Raw genomic sequence first — 26,320 nt, 5'->3', positions numbered from 1 at the left:
GTTTAATATTCCAAATGACCCGTTTGTTCAATATGTAAGTACCCTTCTACTGAAATAGCTTTAACCGCTCCCACTTCTTGAAGTGTGACGGTATGTCCTGGCAAGATTCGAACCAAATCATTTTTAGTTGGAATACGTCCACATTTCCAGGTTATACGTGCATGCCAGTCGCCGGAGGCCTGGCTTTCAACAACTGTATCGCAAGTTTCTCTAAGTTTAAGTAATGGATCTCCCAGAATTAATTCTGCTTGGTTATGCCCTTCAGAAAATCTAAATGCATCACTCATTGTATATCCTTTTGCCATCAAGTTAAATGCACCATCTGGATCAAATGCGTTAGCAAGGACAGTATTTCTTCCTCTAGTTGTCCAAAAGCCCATAACCTGGCTAAAGGCATGAACTCCAAGTACATTACCAGCTTCTAGGTATTTATTTGCTAAATACCCCCGATCCCAAAACTTCCCAACTTCGCATGATAGAAAATTAATAATTTGCGTATTTAATGCATTCATTTGATCAATGTCATTCCCGCTAATGCCAAAGCTATGGTAAGTACTTGAGCCGTGAGCACTATAAGAAAATATTTCGTAAGAATTATTTTGTATTTTATGGAGATAATCTTCTTTCCAGATGGGATCATAGCCAGCAAAATAAGGATCTTTTATCCGTCCAAATTTTATTGTATCGGCAGCATGCCATCGTTCATGCTGATGGATTAAGTCAATGGCTTCCATCTCAGATGCAAAGCCATCTGATAGTAATATACTCTTGTCAAAGTTAAACTCATAATGCTTGTACCGATGTAGTTTATCAAAGTACTTTAGAATAGCATTTGTTTTGGTCGTGGAATTATAAGCAGGGTCGGGCAATAACATTCCAACCGAAAGATTTGGGTTATTTTGTTGTAAAATCGGATTCCTTATGTCGATTTCAGGTCGATGGCAAGCATCTTGATATGTTACAGAAATAAACTCATTCGAGTTATCATTATACCGGAAGGAGTTATACAGTGAATGAGTATAGTATGAAAAGGTAATTCCTGGGTACTTAGTAATAATCTCACCATTGTTGTTTAATAATCCTATAGAATAGGGTAATGCTGCATTTTGACCAATAAAGAATAAATAAGAGAGATTACTTTCTATATATTCCTTTTGAATAAATTCAAATAAGGTGGCTTTAGCAATAGGGATAGTGTCAATATAGTATTTATCAAAAGTAAGGCTAGAGTCAGTCAGAGTAACATCCTGTATGTATTGTGAGAGAGCCTGATCAATAGCCTCGTTGTCTTTCCATTCCTGATTAATCACAAATAAGAGTTTTTTCTTTAAATGAGGTGGAGCCAATGCCGTTGATAACGGAATTGTATATACATGATCTGAACCACATGGTGATCCGCCCAGCCCCCAAATGATCACTCTGAATTGATACGATGAACCTGGAAGGAGTCCGTTCATAGTATGAGTGATGGTTCTGGTATTTAGATCAATGGCATTGGAAGTTAACCAAGAGTGGGCAATTCCTTTGAAAGGGTAGTGCTCATCAGGGAAAATGTCAAACGTGACAGCATGAACCAAATGTATATCTATATCTTCCGAAAATTGGATTTTAATATCAATAGCAGCATGAGGTCTAGCTGTATTTCTGGTGACATTTATAGAGATACCATCTGTGGCTAAACGGAGACGGTTCTGTGATGAAGAATGGCCAGAGGTTGCTATGACTTTATATTGGTAGCTAAGCGTATCCAATTCCATCCGATACAGGGCTTCTTGGGCATGAGCATCCGTATTTGTCAGAAGAGTGAAGCAGGCATAGACGAGTAGGTAGAGATATTTTTTCATGGTTGGATACAGGTAAAATAGTAGTGAGTGATTCTACATAATTGCTTTAAGCCTGTAGAAGACAAATTCTCCCTAAAACTCCCCAAACTGCGTATACATTTCTTTGAGCTTGGGGTCGCGCTCGCTGTTGCGGATGTCCTTGCGCAGGGACGCTACGCCCTGGATGTCGGTGAGTAGCCCCAGTACCTGGTAAGAGCCGAAGCGCACGAAGTACGCCTGGTTGTTGCGGGCCAGCCCCTCGAGGATCGGGATGCTGCGGCGCTGGATGTCGGGTGTCGATTTGATGAGGTACTTGCCAAAAACCTGCAGAAAATTGTACTTGTCGGTGGGCTTCATGCGCTTCATTTTTTCCAGAAACCAATCGAAATGCTCGGGTTTGGCCAGGTTGGCGTAGTAGTTGCCTACCGAGGCCACGATCGCGTCGTTGGGGGAATTCTCAAAACGAGCGGTAACTTCCCCGGCGTCGTCAGGCTTGTTCATCAGGTAGGAGTCCAGGGCCACCGAAACCACAAAGTAGGAGCTATCGCTGAGGGCGTCGCGAAACAGGTTGTCGTTGGCGTTGTCGCCGTAAGAGGCCAGCGTCAGGATGGCCTCGGCCCGTACCTGCGGGTGGGCGTCGATCCGGGCCCGGCTGCGGATCACGCGCTCGATGGCCGCAAAAGCCGGTCCGTCGTACTCCACAAAGTTAGAAACCGCCATCTGCCGGATTTTCCAGAAGGGGTCGGTCATGGCCTTCACCATGAGGTTTCGCACGGTGGTGTCGGCCAGCTTGCCCTCCAACTGCGTGAGGGCGTCATACTTGGGCTGAAACTTATCGGCGTGGTAGTATTGGTACACCCATTCGCGCTGGTTTTTGTCCTGCTCAATGGTACCCAGGAGCTGAGCCTCGGCGTCGAAGAGGATGAGGTCGGGGCGCTGCGTCGCGGGGAATTCAAGTACCTGGCGCGATTTGTCGATCACGACCTCGTAGGTTTTCTTTTCGTTCGCCACCCATACGTCCACCTTGAGTGGCAGGCGGTAGACGGTCGTGGCTACGGTATCCTGTACCTGCGATACCTTCAGGCGTACCTTTTGGGCCGAGGCCATAAACTCCTGCTCTACTTTGAGCTGGGGATGGCCGGGCCGCATGAACCACTGGTCAAAAAACCAGTTAAGGTCCTGGCCGGTTACTTTTTCAAAAGCCAGGCGAAGGTCGTTGATCTCGGCGGTGTCGAAGCGGTGAGATCGGAGGTAGTTTTTTAAAGCCAGAAAGAAGGCGTCGTCGCCCACGTAGCGGCGTAGCATGTGCAGGATGCGGCCGCCTTTGGCGTAGGAGTGGCTATCGAACATTCCTTCGCGATCCTTGTAAAAGTACCTAATCAGAGGTACTTGTTTTTGCTCGGCTTCGGCCAGGTACTGCCGGGTTTCCTGGAGGTTGAGCCAGTCGGCTTCGTCGTCGCCGTTGTGGTATTCGCTCCAGAGGTATTCGGCGTAGTTGGCAAAAGATTCGTTGAGGGGTAGTTGCCCCCATTCTTCACAGGTCACCAGGTTCCCGAACCAGTGGTGGGCCAGCTCGTGGGCAATCACGCCGTCGGAGTTGCCGTCGATGAGCGAGCGGCTGTCGGCCTGCACGCCCTCCTCGTGCACGGTAGCGGTGGTATTTTCCATGGCCCCGGCCGTAAAGTCACGCACGGCGATCTGCGCGTACTTTTCCCAGGGGTAATCCACTCCGAAGGTATTGGAGAAAAAGGCGATCATCTCGGGCGTGCGGCCAAAAATGGCCTTGGCGTGCTGGGCGTATTCGGGCTCTACGTAGTAGCTCAGTTCGAGGCCGTTGGGCATCATTTCTTTCACAACCGCAAAATCACCCGCCGCCAGCATGGCCAGGTAGGGAGCGTGCGGGCGCGACTGCCGCCAGTGGTCGGTGCGGGTACCGTCGCCGTTGGGAATGGACGAAATCAGCAGCCCGTTCGATAAAGTCCGGAAGGTACTATCGACGGTTATAAAAAAATCGTGGATGAACTTTTCGTTGGGGGCATCCACGGTCGGGAACCAGGCGGAATTGGCCTCGGTTTCGCCCTGGGTCCAGATCTGCCGGGGCTTGCCCTCCTCGAGGCCGTCGGCATTGATAAAGTACAGGCCCTTGTCGGTGGGGTGGTCGTCGGCTCCCCCGCGGGGCTGCTCGTTGGGCTTGGCGGTGTAGTCTATTTGTACGTAAAGCGTCTCTTGCCGGGTGTAGGGGCGGCGCAGCTGTATGGTCAGCTTGCGGCTGTCGTAGGTGTATTCGAGGGGCTCACGGCTAGGCTGGCCCGCGGCCGACGCGCCGTTGCGAAGGGTATCCAGCTGGTACACGGCGTGGATGTCAAAACCCTTAGCGTCCAGCTCGAGGGTAGACTGGGGGTAGAAGTAAGGTCGGAAGGTAATCGTGGCCATGCCCTGTACCTGCTGCCGGAGCCAGTCGAACTGCACGTGCAATTTGGTATGAATGATGTCGTTTTTGAGGGTACGGGAGGGGCGGTAGGGGCCCTGCGCGCTCACCAGACCAGGTGCCCGCCGGGTGGTATCCGGGTAGGAAGCCCGGTCTTTGGCTTCGGCCGCCAGAGCCAAATAGCTGATCAGGAATAAAAGGCTGAGGATTGGTTTGAACCCAGTACGCATCGTATCGCTCATTCGATTGGTTCGTTTATAGATCATTGCCATCGTTGCACAAAAGTACAAACTAAATAAACGTTTTAATAAGTAGGGTTTGTATACGGTTCGCTGACGACTTCCGGCTTTAACCCAGGTGGGCCAGCCTACCCGCTTCGGCCGCGCGCCGGGCGGGCAGAAACGACACCGTCAGGGTGATCAGCACAATGATGATTCCGGTCACGGCTACGTCCGTCCATACCAACTTAACGGGATAGGCATCCACGAGCGAACTCACCATGCCCATCGACACCAGGCCGTACTCCTGCTGCAGCCAGCAAATCCCTACGCCTGCGGCCAGCCCTACCAGCGCACCCGTGAGGGCTACGATGGCTCCTTCGGCCAGAAAAACGCTCCGGATCAGGCGGGAGGTAGCGCCCATGGCGTAAAGCATGGCTACGTCGCTTTTCTTTTCGATGGCCAGCATACTCAGCGAAAAAAAGATATTGATGGCCGCTACCAGAATGATAAATGACAGCGTAATGGTGACGAAAAGCTTCTCCACCCGAATGGCACGCAGCAGATCGGCGTTAAGTTCATCGCGGTTTTTTACCGTGAAAACGTCCGTCAATACTTTTCGGAGTCGGCGCTGGACGGCCTCCGGCTCGGCACCCGGAGCGAGCTGTACTTCGAGGGAAGTACGTTGCGTACCGAATTGCAGCAGCTCCGCCACGGCAGGAAGCGGAGCCAGGATGTAGTCGTCGTAGCGGCTTTCGATGAAGAAAGTACCCCCCGGCCGCAGAGCGATCTGGTTGAAGGCATCGGGGTTGTTAAAGTTGAGCGTACGGCGGTCGCTGCGCGGGTACCACAGCTCAATGGGCGTCAGGTAGTCGCTCATCGATACGAGCAGGGCATTGCGTACGCCTTCGGAAAGCACAGCAAAGGCCGTACCCTGAGGGCCGTACAGTTGCAGTGATCCTTCGATTAGAGCCGTGTTGAGCTGGCCCCGCTGCTGGTAGGTACTATCTACCCCTTTGAGCCGCACGATGGTCTGGTGGTCGCCGTAGCGGGCCAGGGCGTTGTCTTCAATCACCTGCGTCACGAGCCCCACGCCCGGTGTAGTCTGGATCTGGCGCAGCAGCGAGTCGGGTACTTCAAAGCGCCGCCCTTCGGTGGGGGTAATCTTGATGTCGGCGTCAAAGGTTTTAAAGATTTGCCGGTTCAGGTCCTCCATGCCGTTAAACACCGACAGCACCACCACCATGGCCATGGTACCTACGGCCACGCCGATCATGGCGATGAGGGCAATGATGCTGATAAAGCTGCGCTTGTTTCGGGAAAAAAAGTACCGACGGGCAATCCGGAAGGGTAGATTCATAGCCAATGGACCCGCTTCAGGGCGTGTGGTTGTCCTCTTCGTCTTCTTCGGGGGCAGGCGGAATGACGAGGTCGGCGAAGAGCGCCTCCATCTTGGCGGCATATTCGGCGGTATCGTCCAGGTAAAATTGCAGCTCCGGTACGATCCGAAGCTGGTGACGCACCCGTTCGCCTAGCTTGGTCCGGATAAAGCGGGTATTTTCCTGAACGGCTTCAATTAAAAATTTTCGGTTTTTGTCGGGCAAAAAACTCAGGTACACGCGGGCGATGCCCAGGTCGGGCGTCATGCGCACGGCCGTGACCGTCACGAAGGCACCGTTGATGACATGCCGCGCCTCCCGCTGGAAAAGTTCTCCCAGATCTTTCTGTATTTGGCGACCTACTTTTTGTTGTCTTTTTGATTCCATTTTTCTATATCTTTCAAAACTGCCCTGGCGGGCGGCTCACCTATTTCCGTTTTGGGAAACCGGGCCGTCTCAGGCGCTTTATCGTTTCCATCAGCACCATTCTTTCTATCCCCTAACTACAAATATCCGTACTTATTTTGTTTTTGTGGGGGTTCGGCGCGTAATTTCGTGAAACTATTCGGCCTATCAACTTATAACCCCCTAATGTCTTGCTGAGTTTCTTTAGAGTCAATGCCGCCTACCAAACCCTCAGCCTGATCCTGTTCTTTCTGTTGCTGCGGGTACCCTTTTCCTGGGCACAGGTACCTTTGCTGGTGCCGGAGCTGAGCTGGATGCTCGTCGGCGAGCAAATGGGGCGGGGCTTTATGCTCTACCGCGACATCTGGGATAACGTAAGTCCGCTTTCGGGGCTGGTGTATTGGTCCATTGACGCGCTCTTTGGCCGGTCTCAGATAGCCTTTCAGGTGGCCGCAGCCGGGATTTCTATTTTTCAGATCCTGTACTTCAACTACCTGATGCGCGCGCGCGACGTCTTCCCTGAGCGCAACTTCATACCGGGAGCCATATACGCCCTGCTACTCAATATTTCTTTTGATTTATCCACCCTCTCGCCCATGCTCATGGCCACGACTTTCCTGCTGCTGGCTTTTGGTACGCTGGTAAAGATGCTGAGCCGCCGCCAGATCACCAACGAGGTTTTTGAGATGGGCTTTTACATAGGAATGGCTACGCTTTTCTACCTGCCGGCGTCCCTTTTTATGATTTGGGGTTTTTTGTCGCTGCTTTTTTACAGCGGAGCTACCTTCCGGCACCACCTGCTGGGCTTCTTTGGCTCGGTATTTCCGCTGCTGATGGTGGTACTTTACTTCTACCTGAACGAAGGCATCGATAGCCTCAACCGCAACTTGCTCACGTCGGTGTTTCAGGTCAAGCAGTACAACCTCAACGACTTTTCGTCCCTGCTGGTATCGCTGCTGCTGCCGCTGGTGGTGGGGGTACTTGGGTTCATGCGGATGTTCACCCACGCACGCTTCGTCAACTACCAGTCGCGCATCCAGCAGATCATGGCCATCTGGTTTATCGTGGCCGTACTCACCATTCCTCTCATGCAGTACCTGGCACCCATGCAGTTTGTGGTGTTTATCCCGGCGGCGGCTTTTTTTATTTCCTGGTACTTTCAGAGCTTCAAACAGCAGTGGCGCGCCGAGTTGCTTTTTCTGGGCGTAGCCGGAGGTATTCTGCTGATTCAGTACCAGGGGCTCATGGGCTGGCTACCGGGCGTGACGCTGGGGCGGCTGGAGAACCTGCGGGCTAAGTCGGCCCTGCTGCCCCAAGAAATTCAGGGGAAGCGCATTTTGGTACTGGGAGAAGATGAGGGAGAGTACATCAATAACATCACAGCTACGCCCTACCTCAACTGGGACCTGGCCCGCTACGACCTCGAAAACCTCGATAACTTCGACAGCGTGATCCACATCTACGATAATTTTCGGCAAGATCCGCCCGACTACGTCATTGACAAACAAAACATCATGCCCACGCTCTTCGAGCGGGTACCTATCCTCAAAAAGCGCTACCATTCCAGCCCCTGGAAGGGGATCTACGAAAATAAGTACAAGGAATAACCCAAAGTACCCTTGCTTTTCCGAGCGCCAAGGTACCTTCGGCTTCGGCCAAGCAGGCAGGGCCCAGGTACTTTGGCGCCAAAGTACCTGGGCTTATGCCCGCGGCCCAAGTACCCTTCAGCAAGCAATCTTGCTCACGCGCGTTTGGTGGCGGCCGCCCTCAAACTCCGTATTCAGGAAAAGCTCCACGCTGGCCAGGGCCTTTTCCAGCTCAATAAACCGCACCGGCAGGCAGATGATGTTGGCGTTGTTGTGCTGGCGCGTCAGGGCCGCCAAGGGTACATCCCACACCAACGCCGCCCGGATGCCCTGGTGCTTGTTGGCCGTAATACACACGCCCTGGCCGCTGCCACACAGCAGTATCGCGTTTTCAAATTCGCCGTTCTCTACGGCACTCGCTACCGGATGCGCAAAGTCGGGGTAGTCGGCGGAGTCGGTACTGTGGGTACCGTAGTCGGTCACTTCGTAGCCGTTTTGTTCCAGCCACTCGGTAATGGGTTGTTTATAGGGGTAGCCAGCATGATCGGCACCGATGGCAATCTTTTTCATTGCTTTTTTGTTAAATTAAACCGTAGTTGTAACAACATAGGGGCCGGGAGCGTTAGTAATATCCTACTTTCGGTGACCTGGCTTCACAAAGGTAACAGCTCGGGAGTTAGTACTAAAAACCATTTTTTTAAATATGAACGAAGAATTAGAAAAAACAGGTCCCGAAACGATAGATGTATCTCTCCTTAACCCCGCCATTCCCGAAGACGAAGAGCGGATCAAAGAGGCATTCCAGGATCGGAACTGGAGTGAAATCAAGAGCTCCGACTCCTGGGTTATTTTCAAGGTCATGGCCGAATTCGTGGAAGGCTTCGATAAGCTGGCCAAGATCGGCCCCTGCGTATCCATTTTTGGCTCGGCCCGTACCTTGCCCGACAACCCCTACTACGTTGTGGCCGAAGAGATAGCGGCCAAGCTGGTGCGCCACGGCTACGGCGTCATTACGGGCGGCGGGCCGGGGATCATGGAAGCCGGTAACAAAGGTGCCTACGAGCAGGGCGGCCGGTCGGTGGGGCTGAACATTCAACTACCCTTTGAGCAGCACAGCAACATTTACATTGATCCGGACAAAAACATCAACTTCGATTTCTTTTTTGTGCGAAAAGTGATGTTCGTGAAGTACTCGCAGGGTTTTATCGTACTGCCGGGCGGCTTCGGTACCCTCGATGAGCTTTTTGAAGCCCTCACGCTGATCCAGACCAAAAAGATCGGACGCTTTCCGATCATACTCGTGGGAAAAACCTACTGGGCGGGGCTCATCGACTGGATCAAAAACACCATGCTGAGCGAAGAGCGGAACATCAATCCCGAAGACCTGAAGCTATTCAGCGTGGTCGACACGCCCGACGAGGCCGTGCGGGTCATCGATGAGTTTTATTCCAAGTACCTCCTCAAGCCCAACTTCTAGGCGGCGCTTCCGGAAAGGTACTTGATGCTGGTTAAGAGCGGATCGGACGATAGGGTATTGTCCGATTTTCTTTTTTAGTCGTAAGTCAGGTAGGGTGCTATCTTCTGGAGCGTGTTTTCGTCCAATATTTTTATTTTCTTCAAATCTTCCGCCGACTGGTACCGTCCGTGCTGCTCGCGGTAGCGCACCAGAATCTCGTTGAGGCGACGGTTGCGCAGGTAGGGGTGGCGCGCCAACTCCTGGGCCGTGGCGGTATTGATGTTTAGTTGCTGAGGGGTACTTTGCACCAGCGCGTAGCGGTGCAGCTCGGCGAGCGCCAGCGAGTCCAGGCCGTATACCTCGGCGTACTGGGCAGGCGAGTAAAAACCACCAAGCGCGTCCCGAAACCGCACGATACGCAGCGAAAGGGTACTTCCGATGCCCCGCAGCCGGATGAGCTGGGTGGTGTCGGCGGTATTGATGTCAAAAGGTACCAGGGCCGGGCGGCCAGGTACCCTGGAGGCGGGTGGTGTGGCAGGGGTACTTTCTTCGCGGGAGTAGGAGGGCGGAGGTACTTGGCGGGCAGGTACTTCGTTCAGGACCATGTACGGCTCCAGGCGCTTATAGAGCTCAGCGGGGAAATCATAGATGCGAAGTAAGTCTTCCTTTTTCCGAAACCGGCCGCCTTTTTGCCGGTAGTTGTCGATGCGCAGCGCCAGAAAGCGCGGAATTCCCAGCTCCTGCAGCTGATCGGGCGTGGCGTGGTTGGGGTCAAAGGCAAACAGCCGTACCGGCCGCGCTGTGGCGCTGGCTCGGGAAGTACCTTCCGGGGCGGAGGTACCCGCCGGGGCACTGGCTGCCTGGGCTTCCAGCTCGGCCACGAGGCTGTCGAGGCGCTGCGGACTTACGGACGGGCCGGAGGTACCTAGCCGCGGAAGTACCCACTGCCGAAAAAGCGAAGGTGTCACGATCAGAGCCAGGCTCAGCACCATGAGTATCAGAGCACTGCGCGCTTCCTTGGGCGAAAGGCCGAAGAAATCCTGGAGGCGGTATAGGAGGTGGCGCAGCATTCAGCTCGTGGGTTTCCAGATGCGTAGCTGCGTGTGGGCGGCCATGAGCTCGAAGTCGCTGTCGTTATGGCAAAGCTCCACGCCGAAGTGCAAAGCGTAGTAGGCAATGAGGCAGTCGTTGGGCTTGCGGATGGTCAGGCCTTTTTTGCGCAGGCTTCGGTACAGTTGGGCGGCCTCGGCATAGGTTTCTACGGTGGGGTCAGGCAGGGCCGGTAAATGCAGTAGATTGTCTTTGATAAGCTCGTATTGGGTATCATTTTTAACCCCCTGTAGTACTTCCTGTACTATCACACCCAGCATCGCGACAGAATTCTGATCAATGCAGAAAGCCAGGTGATCCGTTTTGTCATTCTGGATGCCACGGAAGTAGTCAATCCAGATCGTGCTATCAAATATCTTTAACATCTTGTGTCCTCCAGGCATTAATATCTCCCTCCCATTCTACTTTGCCACGCAGCGAAAGCAGGCTCTGCCGGTGCATGGAAGCGATGAATTCATCCAAGGCTTTATTAATGATATCTTTCTTCGTTTTAAGATTACGATTCATCCGGCGGATCTTCTCAATCTTTTCTTCGTCTATATCTACGTTCGTTCGCATGGGCTTTTGCTTTATTTACACACAAATTTATAAAATTTATACACATGCCTCCGGGTTGCGGGCAAATTGTCTAATTTTGCGCCCGTTCGCTACCCCTAGGGGTAGTACACTGAGACTAAGACCAATTGCCTGTTGACTATTAACTGATCATCCATGAGCCAAGTACCTGATAACCGCCTCGACGGCCCCTCCCTGCAAGACATCATCGGCCACGCCAAAGAGTACGGTTTTGTATTCCCTTCTTCCGAAATTTACGACGGCCTCCAAGCCGTATACGACTACGGCCAAAACGGCGTAGAGCTCAAAAATAACCTGAAAGCGGCCTGGTGGAAAGCCATGACGCAGCTCCACGACAACATCGTGGGCATCGACGCGGCCATATTCATGCACCCGCTCACCTGGAAGGCCTCGGGGCACGTCGACGGCTTCAACGACCCGATGATCGACAACAAAGATTCCAAAAAACGCTACCGCGCCGACCAGTTGCTGGAAGGCAAAGCCGAGCAGTACGCCGCCGCCGGGGAGGCCGAGAAAGCCCAGAACCTGCTGCTGGAAATGGGCCGCCTGCTGAGCAGCGAAGACCTGGTGGGCGTGCGGGAACTGATCATTGCCGAGAACATCACCTGCCCGGTGTCGGGTACTTCCAACTGGACCGAAGTACGGCAGTTCAACCTCATGTTTAGCACCCAGGTGGGCTCCGTAGCCGAGGACTCCAGCCTGATCTACCTGCGGCCCGAGACGGCGCAGGGGATTTTTGTCAATTTCCTCAATGTACAAAAGAGCGGCCGCATGAAGGTACCTTTCGGCATTGCGCAGATCGGCAAAGCCTTCCGCAACGAGATCGTGGCGCGGCAGTTTACGTTCCGGATGCGGGAGTTCGAGCAAATGGAGATGCAGTTTTTTGTACGGCCCGGTACCGAAATGACCTGGTACGAAAGCTGGAAAGAGCAGCGCATGAAGTTTCACCAGGCCATTGGTTTGCCCGCGGCCAAGCTCCAGTACCACGACCACGAAAAGCTGGCCCACTACGCCAACGCCGCCGTGGATATTGAGTTTGCGTTTCCGTTTGGGTTTCGCGAAATCGAGGGTATCCACTCCCGGACCGACTTCGACCTGCGCAACCACCAGGAGCTCTCCAAAAAGAAACAGCAGTACTTCGACGCCGACCTCGACGAAAACGGCAAGCCCTTCGGCAACTACATCCCGTACGTGGTGGAAACTTCCGTCGGGGCCGACCGGCTCTTCCTGGCTACCTTCTGCCACGCCTATACCCGTGAGCTAACGGGCGAAGGCGAGACCGCCAAAGAACGTACCTACCTGAAGCTGCACCCGGCGCTGGCTCCTATCAAAGCCGCCGTACTACCCCTGGTGAAAAAGGACGGACTGGCCGAAAAAGCCCAGGCGATTGTCGGCTCGCTGAAGTCGTCGTTCCGGACGGTCTACGACGACAACGCGGCCATTGGCAAGCGCTACACCCGCCAGGACCTGATCGGGACGCCCTACTGCATTGCCGTAGACTACCAAACCATGGAAGACGACACCGTGACGATCCGTCACCGCGACACCATGGAGCAGGAGCGCGTGGCCATAAGTGCGCTGAAAGAGAAGATTGGTTACGAGGTCGCCATCGAGCGGATTCTGGAGGCCATCTAGGTACCTACCGAACAACATACATAGTGCGGAAGCGGGGGGGGGGGGGGGGGCCCCGGGGGGGGGGGGTTGTGACCCCGGCGAAAGGACACCCCCCCCCCCCCCGCGGGGCTTTTATCAGCGCCCCGGCCGGGGGGTTTTGGGGGGGTTCGCCGGGGCGTCCCACCCCCCCCCCGCCGCGGCCCGCCCCCCCCCCCCCGCTTCCTGGTTTTAGACCCGGCTCAAGTACCCCAGCATCACGCCGTTGGAAGGTACCTTGAATCGGGCCCGGCGGAGGCTTTGCCCGTGCTGAATCGTGGAGAGTTGCACCCGCTTAGCTACTATTCCAAAGTAAGCGTATAGTTATTTTTAACTATGCTCAATTCCGAGTAATATTTTACTAATTGGATCAAATGTGGTATGATATAATGTATTAATATAATTAATTAGCTATTTATATTGATTTTATAACTAATTGCAATAGATAATTTTGTTGGAATTATTATTTGTACTTTTTTAGGGGTTAAATCGTCAGTTCACCAGAACGACCTAGTTATTTTTGGGTCGTATCGGGCCTGACGAAGCATCACTAAAACCTAACTAAACTAAATCCCTCTTGCAGTATGAAAAGAGTAGAAGCAATTATTAGGAAAACCAAATTTACCGAGATGCAGGCGGCCTTACACGACGCCGGGATCGACTTTCTCAGCTACTGGGAAGTACGCGGAGTAGGCAAAGCGGTAGAGGAGAGATCGTACCGGGGCATTGTGTACGACACCAGCGTTATTGAGCGGATCATGGTGGTGTTCTATTGCCAGGATCAGTTTGTGGAGCCCGCCATCAAAGCCATCATGGCCTCGGCCAAAACGGGCGAGATCGGCGATGGTAAAATATTCATCTCGGACATCGAGAAGGCCATCAAGATCCGAACGTCGGAAGAAGGCTCGGCCGCCCTGAATTGATGATGATCTGATCCAATCCCTATACAACACCTAACTCTAGATTTACAACGAATTCTAAATATGGAAGATATTTCTACAACCGTAAGTGACATCGCTATGTCCATCGATAACATGTGGGTACTGATCGCTACGTGTTTGGTTATGTTCATGCAGGCGGGCTTCGCCCTGGTGGAGGTCGGATTTACCCGCTCCAAAAACGCCGCCAATATTCTCATGAAAAACATGATGGACTTTGCCGTAGGGTCGCTGGCTTTCTGGGCGCTGGGTTACAGCATCATGTTTGGAGAAGACATCGCGGGCTTCATTGGCAGTATCAACCTTTTTTATGGTCCCGAAACCATAGACGGCATTCCGGAGGTCACGAAGCTGATGTTCCAGACGGTATTTGCCGCCACGGCGGCCACCATTGTATCAGGAGCGATGGCCGAGCGGACCCGCTTCGGGGCTTACCTGATCTACAGCCTTGTGATCACGCTGGTGATTTATCCCATCTCGGGCCACTGGACCTGGGGCGGGGGCTGGCTGTCAGAAATGGGCTTCATCGACTTCGCCGGTTCAACGGTAGTACACTCCGTAGGCGGCTGGGCGGCCCTGGTAGGAGCGGCGCTGCTGGGCCCTCGTATAGGCAAGTACGTCAACGGCAAGCCCAAGGCTATTCCGGGCCACAACCTGGTACTGGGGGCGCTGGGGGTATTCATTCTGTGGCTGGGCTGGTTTGGGTTCAACCCCGGCTCACAGCTGGCGGCTTCCGGCAAGGACAACGCCCTGGCGATTTCGCACATCTTTGCCACCACCAACCTGGCCGCCGCGGCGGGAGCGCTGGCTTCTATGATCATTTCCTGGATGCGCTACAAGCGTCCTTCACTGAGCATTACGCTCAACGGTGCCCTGGGCGGACTGGTAGGCATCACGGCGGGTTGTGCGGCGGTTTCGCTGGGAAGTGCGGCCATCATCGGAGCCATCTCTGGCGTGGTGCTGGTATTTGCCCTGGAATTTGTGGAGCGTACGCTGAAAGTCGATGATCCCGTCGGAGCAGTTTCGGTACACGGCATCTGCGGAGCCGTAGGTACCTTGCTGGTGGGGGTATTTGCTACCGAAGGCGGACTGCTCAATGGTGGCGGCTTTGCGCAGCTGGGCGTGCAGGCCATTGGGGTATTTGCCACCATGGCGTGGGTACTAGCCGCTTCGTTCCTGCTGTTCGGTGCCATCAAAATGACCGTCGGCCTGCGCGAGTCGCAGCGCGTGGAAGAGGAAGGTCTCGACATCTACGAGCACGGCGAAACGGTTTACAATACGATTTAGTCTTAAAATAAAAACCATACGCCAAGTACCTCCGAACGACCTTCGGAGGTACTTGGCGTTATAAGGGGTACTTTATTATTTATTTCAATAGGTACCTTACTTCTGGTGAAAGCTGTCGCTTACAAACGAAAGTACCTCGGGCAGGGCCGTGCGCCAGTAGGTCCAGGTGTGGCCGCCGTCGCGAACGCGAAATTCGTGCGGGATTTTCTGGTCGATCAGGGCGGCGTGCAGCGCCATGTTGCCTTTGATGAGGAAGTCGTCGTCGCCGCAGTCGATGTAGTAGCGTACCTTCTTAAGGTCTTCTACGTTGGCAGTGGCCACCATTTTGAGCGGAGAGTTGCGGTAGTAGTGCTCCGAAAGCCGGTCTTTTCCTTTCAGGTCTTTGCCGTAGGGAAGCGCGAAAACCCGGTTCCAGTTGTCGTCGGGCGAGGCCACCAGTTCGTCGTCGGTAAGTACCCCCGCGCTCAGCGGGGCGGCGGCGGCAAAGAGGTCGGGGTGCTTGAGGGCCATGACGAGGGTACCGTAGCCACCCATCGAAAGCCCCGCAATGGCCCGGTAGCGTTTCTGGGCCCGCACGCGGTAGGTTTTTTCAATGTGGGGTATGAATTCGTTGATGAAAAAATCCTCGTACTTCTGCTTGCCGTCGGCGCTGTTGATGTACCAGCTCACGCCGCCGTCGGGCATGGCGATGATCATCGGCGCGGCCTTCCCGCTCCCGATGGCTTCGTCGGCCAGGCGGTCGGCCTCGCCAAACTGCGTCCAGCCGGTTTCGTCGTCGGAGTAGCCGTGGAGCAGGTACAAGATCGGGTAGCCTCGGTTGGACTGCTCGTAGCCCGCGGGCAGGTAGATGCTGTACTTCACGTCCTTGCCCAGGGTGGTACTTTTAATCGTCAGGCTTTCTTTGAGCTGGCTGGGCTGGGCGTAGGCGCAGAGCCCTAGCAAGCAGAGAAACAGGGTAGTTGTTTTTTTCATCGTAGGTAGTTGCTAAAACGAAAGTGGATCAGAAAAAAAACGGAGGCTTACCTTGCGATAAACCTCCGGGATAAAAAAAGGCTGATTTACAAATTCTTCTTATTGAGCTCTTTCACGGCGAAGTCGGCGGCGCGGGCCGTCAGGGCCATGTAGGTCAGTGAAGGGTTCACGCAGGAGGCAGAGGTCATGCAGGCCCCGTCGGTCACGAATACGTTCTTGACGGCATGTACCTGGTTGTTGCCGTTGAGCACCGACGTTTTGGGATCGCGGCCCATGCGGGCGGTACCCATCTCGTGGATGGCCATGCCCAGGTACGAGCCCCGGTCGTTGGTCCGAACATTTTTGAGGCCCGCAGCTTCGAGCATTTCGGCGGCGTCGTTCTTCATATCCACCCGCATCTTATGTTCGTTTTCGCGCAGGTCGGCGTCGAATACCACCAGCGGCATGCCCCATTTGTCTTTCTCGGTTTTGTCGAGGTACATGCGGTTTTCGTAGTAGGGCAGGGTTTCGCCGAAGCCACCCAGGCCCATTTGCCAGCCGCCGGGCGTGGTCATTTCCTCCTTGAAGTCTACTCCAAAGCTGAGCTCGGCGATGCCGCGCTGCCAGTTTTCGCGGCTGCCGCGGCCCTGGTAGCCAAAGCCCCGCAGGTAGTCACGCTTGTCGTTGCCGATGTTGCGGTAGCGCGGTACGTAGATCCCGTTGGCGCGGCGGCCGTAGTAGTACTTGTCGAGGTCGCCTTCCCACTCGCCGCTGGCTCCCGTGCGGAAGTGGTGGTCCATGAGGTTGTGGCCGAGCTGCCCCGAGTCGTTGCCCAGCCCGTTGGGGAAGCGGTCGGAGGTGGAGTTCAGCAGCAGGGCGGTCGAGCCCAGCGTACTGGCACACACAAAAATCAGTGAGGCCAGGTACTCGCGCGTTTCGAGCGTGACGGCGTCCACCACGCGCACGCCGGTGGCTTTTTGTTTGTCTTTGTCGTAGAGCACGTTGGTCACCATCGAGTCGGGACGGAGCGTCAGACGGCCCGTCTTGGCGGCGGGCGGCAAGGTACACGACTGCGTGCTGAAGTACGCGCCGTAGGGGCAACCCAGCGAGCACTGGTTGCGGTACTGGCAGGCGGCCCGCCCGATGCCCGTCTGGGCTTTTCCGGCGGCCGAGAGGTTGGCCACGCGCCCGATGGTCATCACCCGGCCGGGAAAGTTTTTCTCGATGCGTTTCCGTACTTCTTTCTCCACGCAAAACATCTCCATCGGCGGCAAAAACTCGCTGTCGGGTAGTTGGGGCAGGCCCAGCTTCTCGCCCGAAATCCCCACGTGTTTTTCTACGTAGCTGTACCAGGGCGCAATGTCTTTGTACCGAATGGGCCAGTCCACCGCAATGCCTTCCTTGGCGTTGGCCTCAAAGTCGATGTCGCTCCAGCGGTACGTTTGCCGCCCCCACATGATCGACTTGCCGCCCACGATGTTGGGCCGGAACCAGTCGAAGCGTTTTTCTTCCTTGTAGAGGGAGTCCGAGTCGTTCATCCAGTACTTCTCGGTCATTTCGTTGTAGGGGTAGTCGCGCGAGAGCTTGGGGTGCGTTTCCTTTTGCACTTCGGTGAGGCGGCCATTGTACTGCATTTGCCAGGGCGCTTTCAGGGCATTTTCGTAGCCCGTGACGTGTTCGAGCTGCTTGCCGCGCTCCAGCATAAGTACCTTGAGGCCCTTTTCGGTGAGTTCCTTGGCGGCCCAGCCACCCGACACGCCCGAGCCCACCACGATGGCGTCGTAGGTCATGTCCTTGACGGCATCAATATTTAAATACGACATAATGCTTGGGAATCTTTAAATGACAGATAGAGAGAGAATAAGTAGGGGTACTTTTAGCCCAGCGCCCAGGCTTTCTGGCCGGGTTTGTACGGAATACACGCCTCGAACCGGCCGGGCACGGGCAGGTACTCCAGCGCCTGCGTAGCACCGATCTCGGAGGTAAAGTAGCCCGTCACAGTGAGCTCCTTGAGGCGGCGGAAAAAGGCCGTGTCTTTGGTGGTGAGTTGTTTTACCAGCTGGTTTTTCTGGGCGGCGTCGAGCTCCGTGAAGCTTTTCCCAAAGGTACCTTTGCTGTCGGTGTTGAGCTGGGTTAGGCTCGTGTAGAATTTTTCCTGGTCGGCCAGGGGGTAGCAGTCGCGCAGGACGCGGATGATGAACTGCTCGGCCCCGGCGGCCTTGGCTCCGGGGGTACTGGTAGTAGGGATAATGACGTCGGCCACTTCAGCCAGCAGGGCTTCCTGCTCGGCCGTAATCTGGAGGCTGGGACCGGCGTTGAGCTTTTCGCCCAAGATACCCGCCATGACGGGGGCCGAAAGCATACCTCCCATCAGGAAGGTGATTTTCTGAACGGCTTCTCTACGGTTCATTCGTTATTGTTTTAGAAGAGGTTAATTACGTAGTTTGATAAACGCTGCCAACGGACGGATATTTTTAAAGTAAGTACCTCCCCGCCGGAATCTACTCACTCTCATAGACGAGCCTACGGCCAAGTACCCCGAACGACGTGTAGCCTGGGGTACTTTGTCGCTGTGCATTCGCGTTGGAAACGCGAGTGGAGGCAACCGCCGATTGGAAATCGGGGTTAGCTTGAAAAAAAACGCACGAGCCAAGACAAGGGGCAGCGACAAACGCTTTGGATTTTAAATAATCTGTTTTTCAGGTATTTCCAACTTATACCCCTTCCCGTGAATATTCGTGATTCTGAGCTCAGGATCAAGGCTTAATTTCTTTCGAAGTTTCGATACAAACATGTCTAGGCTGCGACCGGTGATGACCCCCTCGTTGATCCAGACTTCCTGCATCAGCGTTTCGCGGGGGATCAGTTCCCCGAAGTTTTGGTGAAGCAATCGCAGAACCTGGCATTCTTTGTCGGTGAGACTTATCATCTCGCTTCCCAAAAGCAAGCGCTGCCCCTTTACATTGAATAAAAATTTTCCGAGCGCAGCCAATTCCGGAGCCGACTCCTTTGTGATGGTGTGGTTGTGATTCTGCTCGGGCGCGGGTTTTACAATTTTCCCAAAACGCCCAATCAGCAAGGTAACACCCAGCAACACCAGAATACCGCTAAAAACCACATTGATGAATGGGTAGCCAAAAGCTGTCGGTTTTAATGCTTCAGGAGTTGGATTGACTTCCTCAGTGTCCGCTCTAACTGATTTAAGCTCCTTAGCCCGCTGGCTGTTGGTATAGTTAAAGGTTGTCGTTTTTGCTTCTTCTAGTGTTGGATTGGCTCCCTGAGAATCTACCTTCACTGATTCCATCAGCGGGTCGCTGTCAGCTTTTTTCTGTTTTGTATTCTCATAAAAATCCGGAAAGGCAAATTCAATGGTGTAACAACCTGGGGGCTGGCTTCTGCCCGTGCAAGCCAGGATGTCTGGTGAGGTATTATTTACCTGAAAGCCATAAACGATGCCGCCTTTCAGGCAATCATGTACCGTAACGGTGTAACCCGAAGGGAACTGTGTTTTGGGAAGTAAGCCCTGGGACAGCGCCAGGAGGGAGTCGTGGTTAAAAACGAATTCTTTTTCGAACCGGAGCAGAAAGGTACCTTCCTTACTCTCGGTAACGGGCAATACCCGGGAGGTTGAGTCACCGGCCTGTAGCAGCAACCGATGGCCCGTTTGGCGGATGATGAGGTTCACTTGCTTCGCCCGTACGTCGCGGTCGGGTAGTTCAGTGAACGATGAGGCGCTAAAAACAACCGCAAGCAACACCATCACAAGGCCAGACCCCACCGCCAACCGGTTGGTGAAAAAGCCAGTAAAAGCAGAATTTACACGCATTTACATTTCTTTTTACGATTGATTTACAAAGAGTGGCCACGCAGGCACCTACATTTGGCTATGTGAAGTTAAAACAATTTTACGCTATTATTTCACCAAACCAATTTTAGTCATGAAAATCCATAACCTTGCTTTTTTGCTCTTTTTTCAGTTCCCATTGGCCAGCGATCACGCTTTAGAAAGTCTACAGTCAGCTCCTCTCCCGGATAGTCAGCAAAAGCAAAAAAGTGATAAGACCGTAGCTGCAAACATCATTTTTAAGTCCACCGATGGCGGACAGACCTGGCAGGACATCAGCGAAGGGCTGCCCGTACATTTGCAGGCGGATGGTATTCAGAGGGATGGTTTCGTTGAAAAAGACAATGAGCTCTATGTACGTGCTGAAAATGGGATCTATCGCAGTAAACCCAATTCCACAACTCCTTTTTGGGAAAAAGAAATTTCCCCTGAGGTACCTAGCAGCCTCGCTCCGGGTAAAACTGGGCTATTTGCCTACAATTACGGAGGGTACTTCTTACAAAAAATAAACGCAACAAGTGCCTGGTTGCCCATGTTCACGAATTTACAGGAGACACAGGTACGTACCGTTTTTGAAACGTTTAAAGGTACCGTTTTCGTCGGCTCCGACCGGGGCCTTTTTAAATCCACAAACCGTGGAAAAGATTGGAAGCAAGTCCATACCGGAGGCTGGGTCATGAAAGTGGTAGAGTCAAACGGGGTACTTCTGGCGACGAGCCAGGAGGGAATCATCCGATCGACCGATGCGGGAGAAAACTGGAATTTGGTGATTAGTGAGGGCGGGGTAGGCATTGCTATTGAACGCATCAAGGGCGGATTCGCGGCCATCACTTGTAATACCGAGTCAGAAACCAGAAGGGTGCGGACTTCCTACGACGGCGGTAAAACGTGGCAGTCCATTGACGAGGACCTTCCGGCAAGCCTTTTCATTGCCTCCATTGTTCAGAGTGGTGAGTACCTCTTTTGTGGTCATCCTACCGGCATTTTTAGATCATCCGACCAGGGAAAAACGTGGAAACTGATCCTTCCTTCCCTAGAAGAGAAGGTCTTTAATTTATATGTTTCGGGCAACGTGATTTATGCCATACCCAGATATGGAGGATGTTGAAAAATTGGGATTAACCGATCAAGTAAAAAGTTGAAATATTAAACCTTTAAAGCCATTATTTATGAGCTACGGCCAAAAAATTGTTACAAAATTTGCAGGTATGAAGTCGGTGCTCTTGTTGACCGCTGCGTTCTTTACATTATCAAGCATGACCGCAGATCGGGCCAACTTTTCCGGTGAGTGGAAGTTGAATGCGTTGAAAAGTGAAATTACACAGTTTCCTGTTTGTATTTTCGCAGAGGAAGATCATGTATTGTCTGAAACAATGAAAATAGCCGGACATGCGGATTTTCTAACTGTAGAAGTCGCAAGCGCGTTTCATGACGGTACGCTGGTTGCAAGACAAGAAAAACTAACCTTCGACGGTAAGGCGAGTGAAGTAACTCTTGTCGGGACCCCAAGGGAGAAGTCTGCCGCAAGGTGGTCAGACGATGGCGAAACGATGACTGTTAAATCGGTTAAAAGATTTGATATGAATGATGGGGAAGAAACAGAAATAAAAATAACAGAGGTTTGGAAGTTGATCAATGAGGGAAAGTCTATTTCTGTCCAGGTCAATTTGAACTCAATCTCCGGCGAGCATACGATGAAGCTCGTATATGATAAAATCAATTAGTACTCAAAAACGTTTTTTGATAAAGCCTGACCTAAGTCGGGCTTTATCATTTTAATAGGAATATAGGTTGGAAAGAAAGAACAACGGGGCTTACTAAAAAGTACCTCCAAACTACCCCCTGCTCAAGTACCCCTCAGTAGCTGCTGCCCAGGTGGTGACGGTCGATAAATTCCTTGAAGGACTTGCGGTAGGTGTCGCTGATGGGCAAAAAGATACTCCCGATCTGGACTTTCTCTTTGTCAATGGCGTCGATGGCATCGAAGGCCACGATGTACGAATTATGAATCCGGATAAACTGCTCCTCGGGCAGCTGCGTTTCCAGCGCTTTGAGGGTTTGCAGGGTCACGATTTTCTTCTCTTTCGTGTAAATCCCCACGTAGTCTTTCAGGCCTTCGATGTAGCGGATGTCGCTAAGCCGTACCTTCACGAGCTTGGTACCGTCTTTGACAAAAATAAAAGCTGACGCGCCGTTTTCAGGCTTGGTACTTTTGTCGGGGGCGGGGCCGCGTGAGCTACTTAGCCGCTGCGTCACTTTCTCAATGGCCTTCAGGAAGCGCTCAAACGTAATGGGCTTAAGGAGGTAGTCGGCCACGTCGAGCTCGTAGCCTTCCAGGGCGTAGTCGGAGTAGGCGGTAGTGAGTACCACGAGCGGCTTTTTTTGCAGGATTTTGAGCAGCGTAATCCCCGTAATCTCGGGCATGTTGATGTCCAGAAACAGCATGTCAACGGGCGTTTGCCGAAGTACCTCGATGGCTACCAGGGGGCTGGCGCAGGCCTGCACTAGGCGCAGGTCGGGTACTTTCTGCACGTACTGCTCCATGAGGCTCCGCGCCAGCGGCTCGTCTTCCACAATCAGGCAGGTGTAGCTCATTCCAGGCTTAAGGTCAGTTGTACGCTATAAAGCTCGGGCGTGTCTTCGATCCGGAGCTCGTGCTGGTGCGGGTAGCTCAGCTGCAGGCGCCGCTCCAGGTTTTGCAGGCCAATGCCCGATTTTTCCCCCAGGGCGTCGGCGGCGGGTAGTTTGCTGTTCTCGACCCGGTAGGTACATTGGGTACCTTCGATCTCGATCCGGACGTTTACCCAGGCTTCGGCAAAGTTATTACTCACGCCGTGTTTAAACGCATTTTCCAGAAAGGTAATAAAAATAAACGGTACGATGAGTACCTGGCTGGGGTTGCCCAGTACCTCAAAGCCAATCGGGATTTGGTTGTTGAGCCGGAGCTGCTCAAGGCTGATGTAGTTTTGCATGTACTCGATTTCCTTGCTCAAAGGTACCTTGGGGTGGTTGGAGTCGTGAATCATGTAGCGCATCATCTGCGAGAGCTTGGCGATGACCTCCGTGGTATTGGGCGACTGCGTAAAGGCCAGGTAGTAAAGGTTGTTGAGGGTATTGAACAAAAAATGCGGATTGATCTGGGCTTTCAGGAAGCGCAGCTCGGCGTTCAGTCGCTCGTTTTCGATTTCTTTTTTGTTGGCTTCCAACTCAAACCAGCCCTCAGCGAGCTTCAGGGTACTTATAAAAGCCACAATAAACAGGGTACTGATGACGTGCTGCACCACAAAACGACTGGTATAAAGAAAGCTCGCCGCGGGCAGCGAGGTACCTCCGTAAATGAGCCGTTTCACCGCGATATTTAACCCAATGAGCAGCACCAGCGGCCCGATGAATTCGAGCAGGTACCTGCCTGCCTTTTTGTGGGCCAAAAAACGCGGCAGAAAGTAGAAGTAGTTGACGTAGGCAATGAGTGCCATGAAAAGCACGTGCGTGAGGGCGTCCCAGAAAGCGCGTTGGAGGTCTACGACGTGGCCGGGCCGCACGGAGGTGATCTGGTACAAAAAGAACGAGAAGTACAGGCACCAGAACGAAAGGTGCAGCAGGAAGATACGTTTGCGCTGCGTGGGCAAGGCCATAGCGGTAGTGAGTCAGGTCGCGAAGGTACCTGGGTTGGTCAGGGAGGTACTTTCGATAAAGGTACCAAATCTCCGCAATGTCGGGGGTACTTTGCAAGTCTTTCTCCGCCAAAGTACCCCAGCGGGGCGGCCTTTTCGACAACTCGGCCCATGGGCTCTTTCAGTTGGCTGGTTTTTTCTATACGTCCGGAAAGTCGAGTACTTGGGCGAATCGTCGAGCCAAAGCGCCGGACGGTCTATTTCCTGAAAAAAGAATAAAAAGGGAGTGTTGCTTTGGGGTACTTTTTCGGCTGTCCGCCCGACCGCCGATACAAGGGAAAAACTCTAGAACACCAACATCGAATCAATACCATGAAAAAAAACGGATACCTCCTCAGCTTGCTACTCCTCGTAGTGGCAGCGCCGCTGGCCCTGGCGCAGTTTCCTGGTGGCCCCGGCGGCCCCCCTCGCTCGGGCGACGGCAACGGGCGGCCTTCGCGGGCCGCTGACCCAGCGCCCACGAACTTCGAAATGACGACGCCCAAGGGCAACTCCAAGATCACGGGCTACGTGGTAGACTCGTCCCTGACCCAAGCCGTTGAGTACGCTACCATTGCGCTCGTGGATCTTGCTACCAGCAAGCCCATCGACGGTACCGTGGCCGACGAGAAGGGGAAATTCTCCCTAACCCGCGTACCGGAAGGTACCTACCGTCTGCTGATCACCTTCATTGGCTACCACGACAAGGTACTTGGTCCCATCAAAATTGAAAAAGGCAAAGACCTGGATGTGGGCGTGGTGAAGCTGTCGGTGAACGAAATCCAGCTGGAGGCCGTCACCGTGACGGGCGAAAAACCGCTGATCGAGGAAAAGGTGGACCGCCTGGTGTACAACGCCGAAAAGGACATGACCTCGCAGGGTGGCGACGCGGCCGACATCCTGCGCAAAGTACCCATGCTGTCGGTGGATCTCGACGGCAACGTGAGCCTGCGGGGTACTTCCAACGTCCGGGTACTCATCAACAACAAGCCGTCTACCATCGTGGCCAGCAGCATCGCCGACGCGCTCCGGATGATCCCGGCCGACCTGATCAAATCCGTGGAGGTAATCACCTCGCCCTCGGCCAAGTACGACGCCGAAGGCTCGGGCGGTATTATCAATATCATTACCAAGAAATCGACGCTCCAGGGCCTGACGCTCAGCCTGGATACGGGCGTGGGCTTGCGCGGCTCCAACCTGGGCCTGAACGGTAGCTACCGTAAGGGGAAGCTCGGCATTACGCTGGGGGGTAATGGACGCGCTTTTTACAACAAAGCCTTCGTAACGCTGGACCAAACAACCTTGCAGGAGGGTACTTCGGTCCTGACGCGCCAAACCGCCGACGCCTTCGACAACGGCCTTTTTGGTCGGTATAACCTGGGCTTCGATTATGATTTGGGGAAAAACCAGTCGATCACGGCGGGTGTCAACTTCGGCAAGCGCAACTTCTCCCGCGACCAGGATTTTACAACGAATATTTTCCGCAATAACGTGCTGAGCGGTACTTCCTACCGCAACGTAGACAGCCGCGATTTGTCCAATTCCGTGGACTTCAACCTCGACTACCTCCGTACCTACAAACCGGGGCAGGAGTGGTCGGTGTCGACGCTCTACAGCGTGAGTAACCTTACCAATAACTTCGACGCCGACATCCTGAGCGAAGGCGGGAGCCTCTCCAGCCGCCAGCGCAACATCAACGGCAACCTGAACCAGGAAGTAACACTCCAGACCGACTACGTGCACCCCATCGGCAAGCGGCAGCAGCTGGAGGTGGGCGTGAAGGGGATTTTTCGCCAGGTCAATAGCGATTTTGAGTACCAAACCGCCGGACCAACGGGCCTCTTTGCTTCGGACGTGACCAACCCTTCGGGCTTTCTGAATTACAGCCAGAATATCGGCGCAGGGTACTTGTCGTACACCTACGCCACGGCCAATAAGTACACTTTTAAGCTGGGCTCGCGCTACGAGTACACGAGCATCAGCGCCTACGACCAGAACGCCGACATCGCCATTCCGGCCTACGCCAACCTGGTACCCAGCTTGAATATTTCCAAAAGCCTGAGCCAAAGCTCAACCATCAAGCTGGCTTACAACAAGCGGATTCAGCGGCCGGGACTACAGCAGCTCAACCCGAATTTCAACGCGGCCAACACGCAGAATATCAACATCGGGAACCCGAGCCTGCGCCCCGAACTGACCGACAACCTGGAGCTGAGCCTGAGCACCAATTTCAAGAAAACGTACCTGAACGTGTCGCTCTTTGGCCGCCAGACCAACAACGGCATCACGCGCATCGCCATGCCGTCGGACACGCTGCTGGGCGCCATCGTCACGACCTGGGAGAACATCGGGCAGGAGCAGGCCGTGGGCGCCAACGTATTCGGGAACGTGTACTTGACCTCCAAGTGGACGCTCAACGGGGGCGTAGATATCTTCTACAACTACCTCGAAGGCCTGCAGCAGGACCTGAGCGGGTTGTCGGTACCCGTCAGCAACGCGGGCTGGGTAGTAGGAGGACGCCTCCAGTCGCAGCTGCAGCTACCCAACGGCTGGGGGATTCAGGCTTTTGGTGGCTACCGCGGCAACCGCGTGCAACTACAGGGCTCGCAAAGTGGTATGGGTATGTACTCGCTGGGCTTCCGCAAGGAGTTTAATAACAAAAAAGGTAGCCTGGGGCTGGCGGCGGAGAACTTCTTCGGCGGCATGAAAATGCAAAGTACCCTGACGTCGCCGCTGTTTACGCAGGTGAGTGTCAATAACATCTATAACCAGAACATCAAGGCTACCTTTAGCTACAAGATTGGTAAAATGAGCTTCGTGGAGAAAAAACGGACGAAGTCGGTGCGGAACGATGACGTCAAGAGCGGTGGCGAGGCTAACTAAGGTACTTGACGGAGATTGACTAATAGGTTGGATATTGGAAGCAAAGTACGGGTAAATTTATCCGTACTTTCTTTATTGAAGGAGAGGCTGGTTTGCGTTTGAAATTGATAGTTCGCGTTTGCAATCGATAGTT

At 53.6% G+C, this 26,320-nt stretch carries 22 protein-coding genes; 8 read left to right on the top strand and 14 right to left on the bottom strand.

All coding sequences use genetic code 11. From position 1 onward, the window contains the following. Window positions 1-2: 2 nt before the first annotated feature. From HNQ92_RS22125 to rbfA, 4 genes are all read right to left on the bottom strand, one after another. Window positions 3-1,844 (bottom strand): C25 family cysteine peptidase, encoded by a 1,842-nt coding sequence (locus tag HNQ92_RS22125; RefSeq protein WP_184177437.1) that lies wholly within the window; start codon window positions 1,842-1,844, stop codon window positions 3-5. Window positions 1,845-1,916: 72 nt separating this feature from the next. Continuing rightward, on the bottom strand, window positions 1,917-4,493 hold the full coding sequence (locus HNQ92_RS22120) for a M1 family metallopeptidase (protein WP_184177434.1): 2,577 nt from the start codon (window positions 4,491-4,493) through the stop codon (window positions 1,917-1,919). Window positions 4,494-4,599: 106 nt separating this feature from the next. Beyond that, window positions 4,600-5,829: an ABC transporter permease gene (locus HNQ92_RS22115; RefSeq protein WP_184177432.1), complete on the bottom strand. Its 1,230-nt coding sequence runs from the start codon at window positions 5,827-5,829 to the stop codon at window positions 4,600-4,602. Window positions 5,830-5,845: 16 nt separating this feature from the next. After that, window positions 5,846-6,235 (bottom strand): 30S ribosome-binding factor RbfA, encoded by a 390-nt coding sequence (rbfA, locus tag HNQ92_RS22110; RefSeq protein ID WP_184177430.1) that lies wholly within the window; start codon window positions 6,233-6,235, stop codon window positions 5,846-5,848. A 209-nt stretch (window positions 6,236-6,444) separates the two neighbouring features. Between rbfA and HNQ92_RS22105 the strand changes: the two genes are divergently transcribed. Beyond that, window positions 6,445-7,860 (top strand): hypothetical protein, encoded by a 1,416-nt coding sequence (locus tag HNQ92_RS22105; protein WP_184177428.1) that lies wholly within the window; start codon window positions 6,445-6,447, stop codon window positions 7,858-7,860. A gap of 117 nt (window positions 7,861-7,977) precedes the next feature. Here HNQ92_RS22105 and rpiB read toward each other — a convergent pair whose 3' ends face one another. Beyond that, a complete protein-coding gene (gene rpiB, locus HNQ92_RS22100; RefSeq protein ID WP_184177426.1) occupies window positions 7,978-8,409 on the bottom strand; it encodes a ribose 5-phosphate isomerase B in 432 nt (143 codons plus the stop codon). A gap of 133 nt (window positions 8,410-8,542) precedes the next feature. Between rpiB and HNQ92_RS22095 the strand changes: the two genes are divergently transcribed. Next, window positions 8,543-9,316, top strand: coding sequence for an LOG family protein (locus tag HNQ92_RS22095; RefSeq protein ID WP_184177424.1), 774 nt, complete (start codon window positions 8,543-8,545; stop codon window positions 9,314-9,316). 74 nt (window positions 9,317-9,390) lie between these two features. Here HNQ92_RS22095 and HNQ92_RS22090 read toward each other — a convergent pair whose 3' ends face one another. The 3 genes from HNQ92_RS22090 to HNQ92_RS22080 are packed head-to-tail and all read right to left on the bottom strand — an operon-like array spanning window position 9,391 to window position 10,963. Continuing rightward, on the bottom strand, window positions 9,391-10,365 hold the full coding sequence (locus HNQ92_RS22090) for a ComEA family DNA-binding protein (protein ID WP_184177422.1): 975 nt from the start codon (window positions 10,363-10,365) through the stop codon (window positions 9,391-9,393). Further along, entirely contained in the window at window positions 10,366-10,770 is a 405-nt protein-coding gene (gene vapC, locus HNQ92_RS22085; RefSeq protein WP_184177420.1) for a type II toxin-antitoxin system VapC family toxin, read from the bottom strand. Next, on the bottom strand, window positions 10,754-10,963 hold the full coding sequence (locus tag HNQ92_RS22080) for a type II toxin-antitoxin system VapB family antitoxin (protein WP_184177418.1): 210 nt from the start codon (window positions 10,961-10,963) through the stop codon (window positions 10,754-10,756). The genes vapC and HNQ92_RS22080 overlap by 17 nt, the downstream gene beginning before the upstream one ends. A 153-nt stretch (window positions 10,964-11,116) precedes the next feature. On the opposite strand from HNQ92_RS22080, the gene HNQ92_RS22075 reads away from it, so the two are divergent. The 3 genes from HNQ92_RS22075 (at window position 11,117) to HNQ92_RS22065 (ending at window position 14,856) form a co-directional block, all read left to right on the top strand. Beyond that, a complete protein-coding gene (locus HNQ92_RS22075; RefSeq protein ID WP_184177416.1) occupies window positions 11,117-12,616 on the top strand; it encodes a glycine--tRNA ligase in 1,500 nt (499 codons plus the stop codon). A 599-nt stretch (window positions 12,617-13,215) separates the two neighbouring features. Continuing rightward, window positions 13,216-13,554, top strand: coding sequence for a P-II family nitrogen regulator (locus tag HNQ92_RS22070; protein WP_184177414.1), 339 nt, complete (start codon window positions 13,216-13,218; stop codon window positions 13,552-13,554). A gap of 60 nt (window positions 13,555-13,614) precedes the next feature. Continuing rightward, on the top strand, window positions 13,615-14,856 hold the full coding sequence (locus HNQ92_RS22065) for an ammonium transporter (protein ID WP_184177412.1): 1,242 nt from the start codon (window positions 13,615-13,617) through the stop codon (window positions 14,854-14,856). A gap of 96 nt (window positions 14,857-14,952) precedes the next feature. On the opposite strand, the gene HNQ92_RS22060 is transcribed toward HNQ92_RS22065, so the two are convergent. From HNQ92_RS22060 to HNQ92_RS22045, 4 genes are all read right to left on the bottom strand, one after another. Then, a complete protein-coding gene (locus HNQ92_RS22060) occupies window positions 14,953-15,828 on the bottom strand; it encodes an alpha/beta hydrolase (RefSeq protein WP_184177410.1) in 876 nt (291 codons plus the stop codon). A gap of 86 nt (window positions 15,829-15,914) precedes the next feature. Beyond that, the gene (locus HNQ92_RS22055) at window positions 15,915-17,630 is read right to left on the bottom strand and encodes a GMC oxidoreductase (RefSeq protein WP_184177408.1); all 1,716 of its coding nucleotides are present in this window, start codon (window positions 17,628-17,630) and stop codon (window positions 15,915-15,917) included. 53 nt (window positions 17,631-17,683) lie between these two features. Next, entirely contained in the window at window positions 17,684-18,217 is a 534-nt protein-coding gene (locus HNQ92_RS22050; RefSeq protein WP_184177406.1) for a gluconate 2-dehydrogenase subunit 3 family protein, read from the bottom strand. 273 nt (window positions 18,218-18,490) lie between these two features. After that, entirely contained in the window at window positions 18,491-19,633 is a 1,143-nt protein-coding gene (locus tag HNQ92_RS22045) for a winged helix-turn-helix domain-containing protein (protein ID WP_184177404.1), read from the bottom strand. Between the two features lie 112 nt (window positions 19,634-19,745). Here HNQ92_RS22045 and HNQ92_RS22040 point away from each other — a divergent pair, with 112 nt between their 5' ends. Further along, window positions 19,746-20,759: a WD40/YVTN/BNR-like repeat-containing protein gene (locus HNQ92_RS22040; protein WP_184177402.1), complete on the top strand. Its 1,014-nt coding sequence runs from the start codon at window positions 19,746-19,748 to the stop codon at window positions 20,757-20,759. A gap of 61 nt (window positions 20,760-20,820) precedes the next feature. Next, entirely contained in the window at window positions 20,821-21,375 is a 555-nt protein-coding gene (locus HNQ92_RS22035; protein ID WP_184177400.1) for a hypothetical protein, read from the top strand. A gap of 133 nt (window positions 21,376-21,508) precedes the next feature. On the opposite strand, the gene HNQ92_RS22030 is transcribed toward HNQ92_RS22035, so the two are convergent. Both HNQ92_RS22030 and HNQ92_RS22025 read right to left on the bottom strand, forming a co-directional pair. Beyond that, on the bottom strand, window positions 21,509-22,246 hold the full coding sequence (locus HNQ92_RS22030; protein ID WP_184177398.1) for a LytR/AlgR family response regulator transcription factor: 738 nt from the start codon (window positions 22,244-22,246) through the stop codon (window positions 21,509-21,511). Beyond that, entirely contained in the window at window positions 22,243-23,286 is a 1,044-nt protein-coding gene (locus tag HNQ92_RS22025) for a sensor histidine kinase (protein WP_184177396.1), read from the bottom strand. The genes HNQ92_RS22030 and HNQ92_RS22025 overlap by 4 nt, the downstream gene beginning before the upstream one ends. A gap of 351 nt (window positions 23,287-23,637) precedes the next feature. Between HNQ92_RS22025 and HNQ92_RS22020 the strand changes: the two genes are divergently transcribed. Next, complete coding sequence (locus tag HNQ92_RS22020) at window positions 23,638-26,187, top strand: TonB-dependent receptor (protein ID WP_184177394.1); 2,550 nt, start codon at window positions 23,638-23,640, stop codon at window positions 26,185-26,187. Window positions 26,188-26,320: the final 133 nt, after the last annotated feature.

Origin of the sequence: Rhabdobacter roseus (genome assembly GCF_014202275.1) — a bacterium.
Lineage (GTDB): Bacteria > Bacteroidota > Bacteroidia > Cytophagales > Spirosomataceae > Rhabdobacter > Rhabdobacter roseus.
The sequence above is the reverse complement of the archived record's forward strand: the minus strand, read 5'-3'. Positions and strand labels throughout refer to the sequence as shown.